Annotated in this window: 11 protein-coding genes; 1 reads left to right on the forward strand and 10 read right to left on the reverse strand. The window is 40.2% G+C overall.

Annotation, left to right across the window (positions count from 1 at the left end):
* Nucleotides 1-620: 620 nt before the first annotated feature.
* Nucleotides 621-842 carry a helix-turn-helix domain-containing protein gene (locus QNH24_RS26315; RefSeq protein WP_430673881.1) on the forward strand — a complete coding sequence of 74 codons (222 nt, stop codon included), beginning with the start codon at nucleotides 621-623 and terminating at the stop codon, nucleotides 840-842.
* A gap of 1,342 nt (nucleotides 843-2,184) precedes the next feature.
* On the opposite strand, the gene leuD is transcribed toward QNH24_RS26315, so the two are convergent.
* The 10 genes from leuD to QNH24_RS15110 form a co-directional block, all read right to left on the reverse strand.
* Nucleotides 2,185-2,775, reverse strand: coding sequence for a 3-isopropylmalate dehydratase small subunit (gene leuD / locus QNH24_RS15065; RefSeq protein WP_283868390.1), 591 nt, complete (start codon nucleotides 2,773-2,775; stop codon nucleotides 2,185-2,187).
* Nucleotides 2,776-2,806: 31 nt separating this feature from the next.
* The gene (gene leuC, locus QNH24_RS15070; protein WP_283868391.1) at nucleotides 2,807-4,216 is read right to left on the reverse strand and encodes a 3-isopropylmalate dehydratase large subunit; all 1,410 of its coding nucleotides are present in this window, start codon (nucleotides 4,214-4,216) and stop codon (nucleotides 2,807-2,809) included.
* A 16-nt stretch (nucleotides 4,217-4,232) separates the two neighbouring features.
* Complete coding sequence (leuB, locus tag QNH24_RS15075) at nucleotides 4,233-5,333, reverse strand: 3-isopropylmalate dehydrogenase (protein WP_283868392.1); 1,101 nt, start codon at nucleotides 5,331-5,333, stop codon at nucleotides 4,233-4,235.
* Nucleotides 5,334-5,480: 147 nt separating this feature from the next.
* Nucleotides 5,481-5,627 carry a hypothetical protein gene (locus QNH24_RS15080; RefSeq protein WP_283868393.1) on the reverse strand — a complete coding sequence of 49 codons (147 nt, stop codon included), beginning with the start codon at nucleotides 5,625-5,627 and terminating at the stop codon, nucleotides 5,481-5,483.
* Nucleotides 5,628-5,738: 111 nt separating this feature from the next.
* The gene (gene ilvC, locus QNH24_RS15085; RefSeq protein ID WP_283868394.1) at nucleotides 5,739-6,773 is read right to left on the reverse strand and encodes a ketol-acid reductoisomerase; all 1,035 of its coding nucleotides are present in this window, start codon (nucleotides 6,771-6,773) and stop codon (nucleotides 5,739-5,741) included.
* 96 nt (nucleotides 6,774-6,869) lie between these two features.
* Nucleotides 6,870-7,385 (reverse strand): acetolactate synthase small subunit, encoded by a 516-nt coding sequence (gene ilvN, locus QNH24_RS15090; protein ID WP_283868395.1) that lies wholly within the window; start codon nucleotides 7,383-7,385, stop codon nucleotides 6,870-6,872.
* Nucleotides 7,382-9,148, reverse strand: a complete 1,767-nt coding sequence (ilvB, locus tag QNH24_RS15095) for a biosynthetic-type acetolactate synthase large subunit (RefSeq protein ID WP_283868396.1) — start codon at nucleotides 9,146-9,148, stop codon at nucleotides 7,382-7,384. The genes ilvN and ilvB overlap by 4 nt, the downstream gene beginning before the upstream one ends.
* A gap of 475 nt (nucleotides 9,149-9,623) precedes the next feature.
* On the reverse strand, nucleotides 9,624-11,294 hold the full coding sequence (ilvD, locus tag QNH24_RS15100; RefSeq protein WP_283868397.1) for a dihydroxy-acid dehydratase: 1,671 nt from the start codon (nucleotides 11,292-11,294) through the stop codon (nucleotides 9,624-9,626).
* 357 nt (nucleotides 11,295-11,651) lie between these two features.
* The gene (locus tag QNH24_RS15105; protein WP_283868398.1) at nucleotides 11,652-12,974 is read right to left on the reverse strand and encodes a D-arabinono-1,4-lactone oxidase; all 1,323 of its coding nucleotides are present in this window, start codon (nucleotides 12,972-12,974) and stop codon (nucleotides 11,652-11,654) included.
* Nucleotides 12,962-14,137, reverse strand: a complete 1,176-nt coding sequence (locus tag QNH24_RS15110) for an amino acid deaminase/aldolase (protein ID WP_283868400.1) — start codon at nucleotides 14,135-14,137, stop codon at nucleotides 12,962-12,964. Before QNH24_RS15110 ends, QNH24_RS15105 begins: the two co-directional genes overlap by 13 nt.
* Nucleotides 14,138-14,191 lie beyond the last annotated feature (54 nt).

The following is a 14,191-nucleotide window of genomic DNA, read 5'->3' on the forward strand; positions in this document are numbered from 1 at the left end:
AATAACGAGCGGTTTTTTCTCCCAGCTAAGCGATTTTTGATGGCACCTGAGCGCTTTTCTCTCCTGGCCGAGCGATTCTTGATGGTACCTGAGCGCTTTTGAGGTTAGTATAAAAAAGTGGACACTGGAAAACCGAGAGTAGCTATGATAGAAATAACTATTTTAAAGGACGTAAAAACCGAATGACTAAAAAATAAACTCCAAGAATATCGTGATTATGTTGTAGAATTAGTAGTAGAAGAAAATCGAAAAAGTAACAGAATTATCGTAGGAATTAGGGGCTTGGGGAATCTTCTCATTCACCGCTGGGTAAAAAGTATCGTGATGGAAAAAAGCAAGAAACGGAGACGTGAGATATATAACCCCTTCGAGCTGCTAAAGAAGTTGTAGCAACTTATGAAAAGCAACTTCGTGACTTAGAAGAGGAGAATGCAATTCTAAAAAGGCGATGCAACATCTTTTGCCAAAAAACCCGCAGCAGTGTTTGAATTTATTGAAGCGCATAAACAGTGAGTTTTCGATTGTAAAGATGTGCCGTGTTCTAAAAGTATCGACGAGTGGCTATTATAAATGGTTGGCAAAACAGGCAGCACTCGATAACAGAAAAAGAAGAATATAAAATGAAAGTCACACAAAAAACGTTCAAACAATCGTTTCATGAAAGCTATGGTACGTATGGCAGTCTGCGAGTACATAAAGATCTGTTGAATGGGGTTATCCTCTTTCACAAAAAAGCGGCAAACATCATGCGAGGACTGGAACTGTGCGCAACACAGCCGAGAAGCTATGGACGACAACAGATTCCAAATCATGACGCACTGGTGTATCCTCGGTTATACTGAAACGCATGTTTTATGTGGAAGAACCAGACGGTCGAGCATGGGTCGCTGGATATTACCTGCATCCGAACGCTGGAGGGATGGCATTTAGCGTAGTATTATGGATTTGTATTCTCGTAAAATTGTAGCGGGAAATGCACATCATATGAAAAAGTAGATTTAGTGTTAATAGCTTTGAAAAAGCGTTCCTTCATATACGCCGACCAAAAAGGACCTATTCATCATTCAGACCGTGGGCGCTATACTGTTCAACGGAATATATCGAACTTTTAAAAAGCATGGCTGCCAAACGGGTATGGAGTAAAAAGGCGATCCGTATGATACAATGCCTGCACTGAATCGTTTCATGCGACCATAAAAAGAAATGATTGACCGCCAAAAATCCCAAAAACAAAGAAAGCAGCAATTTCAAAGCGATAAATGGTTATATTTCAAATTTTTATAATGAACATAGAAGACATTCGGACCCTTGGCTATCGTTCACCGAACCAATTTGAACGCTTGACGTTTCAGAAACACGCAAGTTAATCCTCAAAACCGTTTTCAAGGATGGAAATCAATTGTTCAAGCTCTTTGAACAATTGACTTCCATTGCCCACCAAACGCAGTGCGGTAGCTTTGAAGCTCTCACTTTTTTATGTCCACTTCTCTTGACAGAAGACCACTTTTCTCTCCTGACCGAGCGATTCTGGACGGCACCTGAGCGATTTACTATCCTGGCCGAGCGATCCTTGATGGCACCTGAGCCCTTTTCTTTCCTGGCCGAGTGATTCTGGACGGCACCTGAGCCCTTTTCTCTCCTGGCCGAGCGATTCTGGACGGCACCTGAGCGCTTTTCTCTTCTGGCCGAGCGATTCTGGACGGCACCTGAGCGTTTTTCTCTTCTGGCCGAGCGGTTCTTGATGGTACCTGAGCGCTTTTCTCTTCTGGCCGAGCGATTCTTGATGGCACCTGAACGCTTTTCTCTCCTGGCCGAGCGGTTCTTGATGGTACCTGAGCCCTTTTCTTTCCTGGCCGAGCGATTTTTGATGCCACCTGAGCGCTTTTCTCTCCTAGCCGAGCGATTCTTGATGGTACCTGAGCGCTTTACTACCCTAGCCGAGCGATTCTTGATGGCACCTGAGCGTTTTTCTCTTCTGGCTGAGCGATTCTTGATACCACCTGAGCCCTTTTCTCTCCTAGCCGGGCGGAGATCTTACTGGTTCCTGAGCGGTTCTTCTTGGTTCCTGAGCAGTTTCCCATTACCTGAGCATTTAGCATCCTCCATTTAACCAGCAACATCTAACTGCAATAAAAAAACTGAAGACAATTGTACCTCGTCTTCAGTCTTAAGGAAAATCATCTATTAAAATGCAATACGTTTTGCTTCGTAAGCAGCAATTTGTTCCTCGTATTTAATCGTTAGAGCAATTTCATCCCAGCCATTTAGTAATGTTTCTTTATAATAAGAATCGATGTTAAACTTATAAATGTTTCCATCTTCACCAGTTACTGTTTGAGCTTCCAGATTGACTTCCATCATGTAAGGTTTAGCGAGACTCTTTGCTAAAATTTCATCACATTCTGCTTCAGTTAGCTTAATTGGTAAAATACCATTTTTAAAGCAGTTATTATGGAAAATATCTGCAAATGATGGTGCGATGACAACATTGAAGCCATAATCTAGGATAGCCCATGGAGCATGTTCGCGAGAAGAGCCACATCCAAAGTTATCCTGCGCTACTAAAATTTTGGAGTTTTTAAATTCAGGTTTATTCAATATAAAATCTGGAATTTCATTACCCTGTGCGTCAAAACGCCAATGGTAAAATAAAAATTGTCCAAAGCCTGTGCGCTCAATTCGTTTTAGAAACTCTTTCGAAATAATTTGATCTGTATCTACGTTTTTACGATCAAGTGGCGTTATGACACTATTCACGATATTAATTGGTTCCATGTTCAATCATCCCTTCCGTGTAAAAACAAACTTACACCGTTTCCTTTACAAATTCACGTACATCCACAAAATGTCCAGCAATTGCTGCGGCTGCTGCCATTGGTGGTGAAACAAGGTGTGTACGAGAACCTGCTCCTTGGCGCCCTTCAAAGTTACGGTTGGATGTAGATGCACAGCGTTCGCCAGCAGGTACAACATCATCATTCATAGCTAAGCACATGGAGCAACCCGATTCACGCCATTCGAAGCCTGCTTCTGTAAAGATTTTATCTAACCCTTCTGCCTCAGCTTGCTTTTTTGTAGAATGGGAACCTGGTACAACGATTGCTGTGACATTATCATGTACCTTTCTTCCTTGGATGACACTTGCAGCTGCACGTAAATCACTAATGCGTGAGTTTGTACATGAGCCGATAAATACATGTTGGATATCGATGGATGTTAATGGTTGCCCTTCTTTTAAGCCCATATAGGCAAGTGCTTTGCGAAGTGCCGCTTTATCTGATTCATCCTTGTAATCCGCTTGTGTTGGAACAGTTCCTGAGACACCAGTACCCATTGAAGGATTTGTTCCCCAAGTAATGATTGGCTCAATTTCTTCTGCTTTAATAATACGAACTGTATCATATGTTGCGTCCTCATCAGAAGCAAGGCTCACCCAATAGGCTGCCGCTTCATCAAATTTTTCGCCTTGAGGTGCATATTTACGACCACGAATATAGTCAACAGTTATTTGGTCAGGTGAAATAAGACCAGCTTTTGCACCTGCTTCAATTGACATGTTACAAATCGTCATACGTTCTTCCATTGAAAGCTTGTGGATAGCCTCTCCAGTGAATTCCACAATATGCCCTGTGCCAACGCCGATACCGAATTTAGCGATAATTGCTAGAATAATATCTTTTGCAGCTATACCAACAGGTAGTTCACCTTCAACACGAATTTCCATTGTTTTTGGCTTGTTTTGCCAAAGGGTTTGTGTTGAAAGTACATGCTCTACCTCAGACGTTCCAATACCAAAGGCAATAGCTCCAAAGGCACCGTGTGTGGATGTATGGGAATCACCACAAACAATTGTTTTACCAGGCTGTGTTAAGCCTAATTCTGGTCCAATAACATGAACAATTCCCTGATCAGGGTGCCCCATTCCAGCTAGCTCGACACCGAATTCTTCAGCATTTTTAGCCAAAGTTTCAATTTGATTACGTGCAATTGGGTCATTAATCGTTGGTAGATTTTTAGTAGGTACGTTATGATCCATTGTTGCAAAGCTTAAATCTGGACGACGCACCTTACGTCCGTTCATACGCAGACCTTCAAAAGCCTGCGGAGAAGTAACTTCATGAATTAAATGAAGATCAATATATAACAGGTCAGGTTTGCCCTCTTCCTGATAAACAACATGTTTATCCCAAATCTTTTCAATTATATTTTTGCCCATTGTCTTCACCTATTTCTTAAATGTATGTTGTCATAATGCTTTCCGAAACAAAGCTAGTATCAATTTCGTTAATTACTTTATCTGTCCATTCATTCGTAGATAGAATACGACCACCATCGCGAGCAAGATCTGCTGTGAAATAACCATCATCAAATACTGCACTAACAGCACGTTCAATTTCCGCTGCTTCTTCTTTTAAGCCAAATGAATATTGCAGCATCATCGCCACAGAAAGAATAGTTGCCGCTGGATTTGCTACACCTTGGCCAGCAATTTCTGGAGCTGAGCCATGTACTGGTTCATATAGACCGAAATTATCGCCACGAATGGAGGCCGATGGTAATACACCTAAAGAACCTGTAATAACAGAGGCTTCATCACTTAAAATATCACCAAACATATTTTCAGTAACAACCACATCATAGTGACCCGGATTTGTAATTAATTTCATCGCCACCGAATCGACTAAATTATGCTCAACCTGTACATCGGGATATTCTTTTTTCTTCGCTTCCACTACTTCACGCCATAGTCGACTAGTTTCCAGTACATTTGCTTTATCGACAGAACATAATTTACCTCCACGTAAGCGTGCTAATTCAAAGGCATTTTCAACAATCCGTTCAACCTCAGCCGTTGAATAAACAGTTGTATCAATCGCACCATTTTCAGTACGCATACGTGGTTCCCCGAAGTATACGCCGCCTGTTAATTCACGTACAATCATTAAATCGACGTTTTCGGCAACTTCACGCTTTAATGGTGAAGCATCAAGTAAACTCGGGAACGCCTTTACTGGACGTAGATTTGCAAATAAATCAAAATGCTTGCGAATACGCAATAAGCCTTTTTCTGGACGTAATTCAGGTGGATTATTATCCCATTTTGGACCACCTACTGCCCCAAGTAAAATTGCATCACTGCTTTCACACAATTCAATCGTCTCATCTGGTAATGGATTATTGTGTTGGTCGATGGCAGCGCCTCCGATTGTTGCATAACCTAAATGGAATGTATGGTTGAAACGTTTACCGATTACTTGCAATACACGTACAGCAGAAGCAACAACCTCTGGCCCAATTCCGTCACCAGGAAGTACTGTAATTTTTTTCTCCATCGTCAAAACACCTTTCTTTGTATAGTGTAGACATACACTATTTTAGTAAAGACTCTCATCTACAAAAATAGATGAGAGTCATCAATGTGAATGATACGAGGTCCATTCACTACCACTAATCTGTGACATTCACCAGAGGCTTAATGCTTAACTCACAGGTGCACGTAAACTAGTCTGAATTAAATGACGAATAATCGCATTTAGATAAGCTTTTGCAGAAGCTTCTAAGTCATCCTGTGAGGAATTTCTGCCAGTTGTTGACACACCATTAACGAATATTAATGATGGCTTCAACTAGTGCATCGCGCCCCTTGCCAACAGTTGCTTGGCGATTTCAATTTTTCTGCTGTATTTAAATTAATACCAGCGGATTTTTCGCCATCGCGAAGAATTGTATCGAAAATATCAATTTTTCGCACTAGTTGCTACTTCTCTCACAACTTTTTCTTTCCCTTCGTTGATGAATGGCATCATAGCACGTAATTTAGCACCAACTTCTTCGATTTGGTGGTTTGCACCTGCTTCTTTGAATTTTGTATATTCTGGACGACCGTTTTCGTTTTCTTGAATCCAACGGCGAGCAAACGTACCATCCTGGATATCTGTTAATACTTCTTTCATACGACCTTTTACGGATTCATCGATAATACGTGGTCCTGCAACATAGTCACCCCACTCAGCTGTATCTGATACTGAGTAACGCATTGTTGCCATACCACCTTCAAACATAAGGTCAACGATTAATTTTAATTCATGAAGTGTTTCAAAGTATGCTAGTTCTGGTTGGTAACCAGCTTCAACTAATGTTTCAAAACCAGCTCTTACTAATTGTGTAGCACCACCACAAAGTACTGCTTGTTCACCGAATAGGTCTGTTTCAGTTTCCTCTTTAAATGTAGTTTCAAGAAGACCACCACGAGCTGCGCCAATTCCTTTTCCATATGCTAGGGCTAAGTCTTTCGCTTGACCTGTTGCATCTTGATGGATTGCGAATAAGCCTGGTACGCCTGCACCCTCTTGGTATTGACGACGTACTAAGTGTCCTGGACCTTTTGGTGCCACTAAGAATACATCAACATCTGCTGGTGGTGTAATTTGACCGAAATGAATGTTGAAGCCGTGTGCAAACATAAGTGCTTTACCTGCTTCAAGATATGGAGCGATTTCAGCCTCATAGACAGCTTTTTGGCGCTCATCTGGAAGTAAGATTTGAATAACGTCTGCTTCTTGTGCTGCCTCAGCCACAGTTTTAACGTCTAATCCATCAGCTTTAGCTGCATCGAAAGATCCACCTGGTCGAACACCTACAACTACATCAAAGCCTGATTCTTTTAGATTAAGTGCATGTGCATGACCTTGTGAGCCATATCCGATAATTGCGATTTTTTTCCCTTTTAATACTTCCTCGTTGATGTTTTGTTCATAGTACATAGTAGCCATTGTTTGTTTCCTCCTAAATTTGGGTTTAATTTTTGACTTTAAATGCACAGTACAGAATTGCGCTATGCATCTAAAGCAATCAATTTTATATGCAAACTATTTTAAAATAGAGAGCTGTGGATTTGAGATTTTTTGTGTTTCTCGAACAGAAGCAGTTGCCCCTGTGCGAGTTAATTCTTTAATTCCATATGGTCGAATGAGTTCAATAAAGGCATCAATCTTATCTGGATGTCCTACAACTTGATATGTGACAACATTTTTTGCCGTATCAATAATTTGTGGACGGAATGGTTCAACAATTGAATTCATTTCCAATCGTAAGTTTGGTGGTGAAATAACTTTGACAAGCGCTAACTCACGTAACACGATTGATTTATCTGTTATATCATTGACCTTTAATACATCAATTTGTTTTGATAACTGCTTTACTAGCTGTTCAATTTTACTCTCATCTTCTACATTTACAACAAATGTCATTTTTGAGAAGTTCGGCTGCTCCGTATGACCAACTGTAATGGATTCAATATTGAATTGGCGTTTCATCAGCAAGCCCGTTACACGGTTTAATACGCCGCTTTGGTTAATCACTGTTACTGTAATTACTCGTTTCAATTCTTTTTCACCCCGATCATTTCATGTAAGCCTTTGCCAGGTGCTACCATAGGATAAACACATTCAAGCTGTTTAACACGACAATCAATTAATACTGGATCATCTGAAAGAAGTGCCTCACGGAAAATGCTCTCCGCTTCATCGATTGTATTAATACGATAACCCTTTATACCATATGCATCAGCTAATTTAACAAAGTCTGGTTGGATTGGCATTAATGAAGATGAATAGCGCTCCTCATAAAATGTTTGTTGCCACTGGCGTACCATTCCAAGACAGCTGTTATTTAAAATTACCACCTTTACTGGTAGGTTGAATTCTTTTAATAGGGAAAGCTCTTGTGCAGTCATTTGGAACCCTGCATCTCCTACAATAGAAACAACCTTTTTGTCTGGCTTCGCAAACTGGGCGCCAATTGCAGCTGGGAAGCCGAAGCCCATCGTACCAAGTCCACCAGACGTTACCCATCCATGATCATTATTTAAGCGATAATATTGTGCAGCCCACATTTGGTGCTGACCAACATCCGTTGTGACAATTGCATCACCTTCTGTAATTTTATGCACAAGCTCTAATGCTTCCTGTGGTAAAACTTCCTTTTCTTCAGGATCTTTGCAGTACCACAGAGGGTATTCATTGGCATGATTTCTCAAGTATGCAAGCCATTCTGCTGTATCAGGACCCTCAAAATCCTTTTTCAACAATGCTTTTAATGCTTCCTTTGCATCTGCCACAATCGGGATATCAGTCGGTACATTCTTACCAATTTCTGCTGGATCAATATCAATGTGTATAATTGTTGCATTTGGAGCAAATGTCGCTAAATTTCCTGTAAGGCGATCATCAAAACGAGCACCAATATTTAATAATAAATCAGATTTTGTAATAGCTGTATTCGCTGTAACAGTACCATGCATACCAGCCATTCCGATAAATAATTCATGTTCTCCATGGATGGATCCAAGCCCTAAAAGCGTGTTAGTTACTGGAATACGGTATTTTTCAGCAAATCTTGTTAATTCTTCACGTGCATCCGCAAAGAGTACACCAGCACCAGCTAAAATGAGAGGATTCTTTGCTAATGAAATTGCCTGAATCGCCTTTTGTATTTGTAAATAGTTTGGCTTATAGGTTGGTTGATAACCCGGTAAATAAATTTCATTTGGAGCTTGTGGCGGATTTTCCACATCAAACAGCATTTGAGACACATTTTTTGGGAAATCCACTACTACGGGACCTTTCCTGCCTGTATTGGCGATATGGAAAGCTTCTTGTACAATACGCGGAATGTCATTGACATCCTGTACTTGGTAGTTATGCTTTGTAATTGGTGTTGTAATTCCCATAATATCCGCTTCTTGGAATGCATCTGTACCAATGACAGATGTGGCCACTTGACCTGTAAAAATAACTAAAGGAATCGAGTCAATCATAGCATCCGCAATACCTGTTACTAGATTTGTTGCCCCTGGTCCACTAGTGGCAATAACAACACCTGGTTTATTGGAAACCCGTGCATAACCCTCTGCCGCATGGATCGCACCTTGTTCATGTCTAGTTAAAATATGACGAATTGGATTTTTATACATTGCATCATAAATTTGCAGAACAGCACCGCCTGGATAACCGAAAATAATTTCGACACCTTGATCATGCAATGCTTGCACTAAAACGTCAGCACCATCTTTCGCCTGATAGGTTTGTTCAGCCTTTGCTGTTGTTGCTAATTCTTCTTTTTCATTGATAGAAACATTCGCACTCATCAAATATGCCTCCTTCTTCTTTTTCCTTTAATTTCACATTAGTGATGCGCATCAGTGAAGTGTAACTGGCTGAAGGTCTCCTTAAGAAAATAAGAGACTCTTCTGAAACGTCGTCAAAAATAATAAAAAGCCCTTTTCTCCACACGCAAAGAACTACCTTACGTAGGGATGAAAAAGACTTTCCATGGTACCACCCTTTTTTATAGCAAAAACTTGCTACCTCGTGAATAAATGAAAGCATTTATGGACCAATGCGAGTTTATTCGCATCCAATACGGTGTCATAAAACATTTATTCATTAATAACGAGCACTTTCGATTATGCCCGGAGCTATCTAATGGCAACTGCGTTTAATAGCTCACTCCGAGGGGATGTCGGATCTAGTTGTATCGCCGGCTTCCAGCACGCCCGGCTCTCTGGTAGATACAAGGCTCTAGAACCTTTAACCTCATCAACGTTTTAACATATCAAATTGTTAAATTTTCATCACGCCACCTGTAGAAGCGTTGGTTACTAATTTTGAATATCTTGCAAGCCAACCACGTTTGATTTTCGGTTCAAATACTGGCAGTTTTGCACGACGTTCAGCTAAAACTTCATCTGAAACTTCTAAATTGATTGTACGATTTGGTAGATCAATAGTGATGACATCACCGTTTTCAACTAATGCGATTGGACCACCTTCTGCTGCTTCTGGTGAAATATGTCCAATTGAAATACCACGAGATGCACCTGAGAAACGTCCATCTGTAATTAATGCAACCTTTGTGCCGAGACCACGGCCTTGAATAGCAGACGTTGGTGCGAGCATTTCAGGCATCCCTGGGCCACCTTTAGGTCCTTCGTAGCGAATGACGACTACATGGCCCTCTTTCACTATTCCATTATCAATATTTTCTTGTGCCGCTTCTTGTGAATCAAAGACGATTGCCTCGCCTCTGAATACCTGAATAGAAGGGTCAACAGCTCCTACTTTTATTACAGAGCCTTCTGGTGCGATATTACCAAATAAAACTGATAAGCCACCGACTGGGCTATACGGATTGTCTTTCGTACGGATAACTTGATTATTTGTGATGTGATAGTCTTTTACAAGTTCACCCATTGTCACACCAGCAACTGTTTGGCGGTCTGGATGAATAGCACCCGGAATAGATGCTAATTCATTAATAATGGCACTAACGCCACCAGCTTTATTAATATCATCCATTGAAATATCTGAAGCTGGCATAATTTTTGCTAGATATGGAACACGTTCTGCCACTTGATTGATATCTTCAATGTTATAGTCAATTTCAGCCTCATTAGCGATCGCTAGCGTATGAAGAACTGTGTTTGTTGACCCACCCATTGCCATATCCAGTGCAAATGCATCATCAATTGCCTCTTTTGTAATAATGTCACGAGGCTTAATATCCTCTTTAATCATACGGACTAGTTGTTTAGCAGCCTCTTTTATAAGCTGATGGCGTTCTTCAGATGTAGCAACAATTGTACCATTTCCTGGTAAAGCTACACCTAACATTTCCATTAAACAGTTCATAGAGTTTGCTGTAAACATTCCTGAGCATGATCCACAAGTTGGACATGCGTTATTTTCAATATCTAATAGCTCTTCAGCTGACATTTTCCCTGATTTATGTGCCCCTACCCCTTCAAATACAGAAGTTAATGATAGTTGCTTACCTGTTGCAGAAGTACCGGCCTCCATTGGACCACCAGAAACGAAAATTGATGGTACATTAGTACGAACTGCTGCCATTAGCATTCCTGGTGTAATTTTGTCACAGTTTGGAATGTAGAATACACCATCAAACCAGTGTGCATTAATAACTGTTTCTGCAGAGTCTGCGATAATTTCGCGGCTTGGTAAGGAGTAACGCATACCAATATGCCCCATCGCAATGCCATCATCTACACCGATTGTATTAAACTCAAATGGAATTCCTCCTGCTTCAATAATGGCTTCTTTGACAACATCAGCAAATGTACGTAAATGAACGTGACCTGGTATAATGTCGATGTAAGAATTACAAACCCCAATAAATGGCTTGCCTAGATCTTTTGCTTTTACTTTGCCTGTAGCATATAAAAGACTTCGATGTGGCGCACGATCTACGCCTACTTTAATCATGTCACTTCTCATTTTAAACGCCCCTCATTTATTGCTATGTTCGTTGCTATATACGAAATGTTCTGTCTATTTTGTTTTCGTCTATATGTTAACTGCCTGAAAGACAACTAACTGCTATAACGAACGTGTTAAATTGTTGTTATCATAGTACGAAAAAAAGGTCTCGTCAACAGTATTTTTTGAATTGTTTAAACAATTTAAATTATTTGTTTAATTTGAAATCGTTTTCATGCTGATTAAGCATCACTTTTATCTCGTTTTGATAAATTTTTTGACATTTCGTTCAAATTTTAATTTTTCATAAATATCTTTATGTTGACTTTCTATTACCTTGGAAGATGGGTAGAAGTCTACAGAATAGGATAGCGCTTACAATGTGAATAATTTTCTTAAATAACCAGTAAAAAAAACATTATCTGGATCATACTGACGACGAATTGCTAAAAACTTTTCAATATCTGGATATAGTTCATACACATACCCAGCTGTTAAATGGTTTTGTTTTCCCCAATGTGGACGTCCCTTATATTTCTTCATCATCGTATGAATCCATTCAAAATAAGGTTCCTCAGGCATTCCTTTATACATATGAAAGGCAATAAAGGCTGATTCATGCCCCTGAGTAGGACTTAAAAAACCTGCTTCACCAGCTGTAGTTCTACATTCCAATGGAAAATGAACATTAAAAAGCCCCTTTTTGAAGGTTGCATGAATCTCCTCCATACATGCTTCAAAATACATTAAGGGAATTGCATATTCACTTTCTTGGAACTTTACGCTTCTAGGGGATGGGTAAATTTCATAACTAATGCCTGTTTTCTCCCCCTCTACAACATTTGCTGCAGCTATTTTACTCATCGCTCCACTTAATGAAGGCTTCCATTTACAAAGCTCAGACATTGCTAAAAATGCACCATTTTCTACTATTTGAAGTTTCATTATTTCAATTCTCCTGCTCCAATCACTCTGATAAACAGGGTCTACCGCATTCATACGTTTAACTTGAATGGTCTCACTACCGGGAAAATAAAACCATTCCACATGACGATGCTGTCGAATATCCTCGGCAAAAATAGACAATCCGTTTGTCAGCGTATCCCTTGTACCTATATAATGTAGGCCGTAAAGAGGTATTACTTTGATTGTCACCTTCACAAGCACACCAAGCATACCGAGTGATACATGTAAAGATTCAGATAAATCATCCAAGCCTCTAGTATGCTCTCGATATGTCCCAGTACCGTCAACAAATCCCCATTTTGTGACTGTTGAAGATAGCGAGCCTAGTGTTACTCCTGTTCCATGTGTACCTGTTGACACGGCTCCCGCAATGGATTGTTCTTGAATATCCCCCATATTACTTAGAGCAAAGCCATGTTTTGCAAGCGAAGGTCCAATCTCATATAAATAGGTTCCAGCCCAAAGTGTTGCCTCTTGCTTTTCCTCATTTACAGCTATAAGCCCACGCATATTATGTAAAGAAAGTGCGATATGCTCAGGCATTGCTACAGCACTAAAAGAGTGAGCGGCACCTGTGACACGAATTGTTTTTCCCGATTCACGCGCTTGCTTCACTATTTGGACTACATCCTCAATCGATTGGGGTAAATACATCTCACCTGGATAAGAGATTACATTGCCAGCCCAATTTGTCCATTTCTCACCATTTTTCCATTTCTCTATAGAAAACATTGCCCATCCCCCCTATAAGTATTATAAGACCCTATATACTTGTCCCCTCGAATAGCGTGCAGTTTTTGAAATCTTTCACAAAGCTCTCCTGCTTTTGCATGTCGAAAGTACAATGTGTCACCTACATTAATATTTTTATGCTTTACCTTAATTGGTGATTGAACTTCTCCTGCACCTTCTAAACTAAGATATGAAAAAAAGGTAGGCTCATAGAATACCGGTAAACGATCAGCACCGATTGCACCAGAGGCAGTATAGCCTCCTCCGTGGCAAACAACAATATTTTTTTCTGGCTTCCTCGTTACTCTTAAAGCAAATCCAGCTGCCTTTTCAAGGTATAAATGTGTAAACTGATCAAACAATCCTGGGGCATAAAATGCAGAGCCCACTGTTATTTCCGTTACTTCTCTCTGCTGTGCAGTATACGCCATACTTCCTGAACCACCACCATTGATAAAGTGTACTTTAGGAAAATACGCCTTTATATGAGCAATGGCTAATCGCCGGAACTGAGTAACCTGTTTTTTAGCTTGTTGCTGCATAATGTCTATAATTCGTCCCTTTATAGCATTTACAGGTCGATTGCCCACTCCAGCAATTTGTGCCTCATAGCCCATAGCTCCTACGACCTCAATATGCGGTTGTTGTGCTAAAAATTTCAAGAATGGTGTTAAGGTCTCTAATGAATAAAGGGAAGAACGTTTTGTACCGAAATAAAGTAATTTAAAATCATTGGACACATTAATATCTATACAAACCTGTACACGAACGCCAAGCTCTTGTGCTAGCCTAGCCAAAAACGTCACATGCTCCTCCTTATCCACCATAAAAGTGACGGTTTTTCCTTCTTTTACGAAGTGTAATAACTGTCGTACTGACTCTTCTTCCATAACTGGATAGCCAAGCAATACATCGTCAAAATGCTGCTGCAATAAGAAAAGAGTCTCAGCAGCCGTAAACGTCATATATCCAACAGCATTTGGAAGGTTGTCGGATAAATAACGTAGTATCTCTACAGAACGAATTGATTTTGTAGCAATTCGGATGTTTTTTTCTCTGCAATCATTGCGAACCGTTGCAATATTTTTATCTAAAGCATCAAAATCTATCCAAGCAAAAGGCCGCTCTATTTCTTGAAAAGCGTGGTTAAATCTTGTTGTCACCCAATCACTCCTTTACATGTACTATGTATTTGACAATTGACTAAAAAATTCCTT

It is taken from the genome of Lysinibacillus pakistanensis (assembly GCF_030123245.1).
GTDB classification, from domain to species: Bacteria; Bacillota; Bacilli; order Bacillales_A; family Planococcaceae; genus Lysinibacillus; species Lysinibacillus pakistanensis.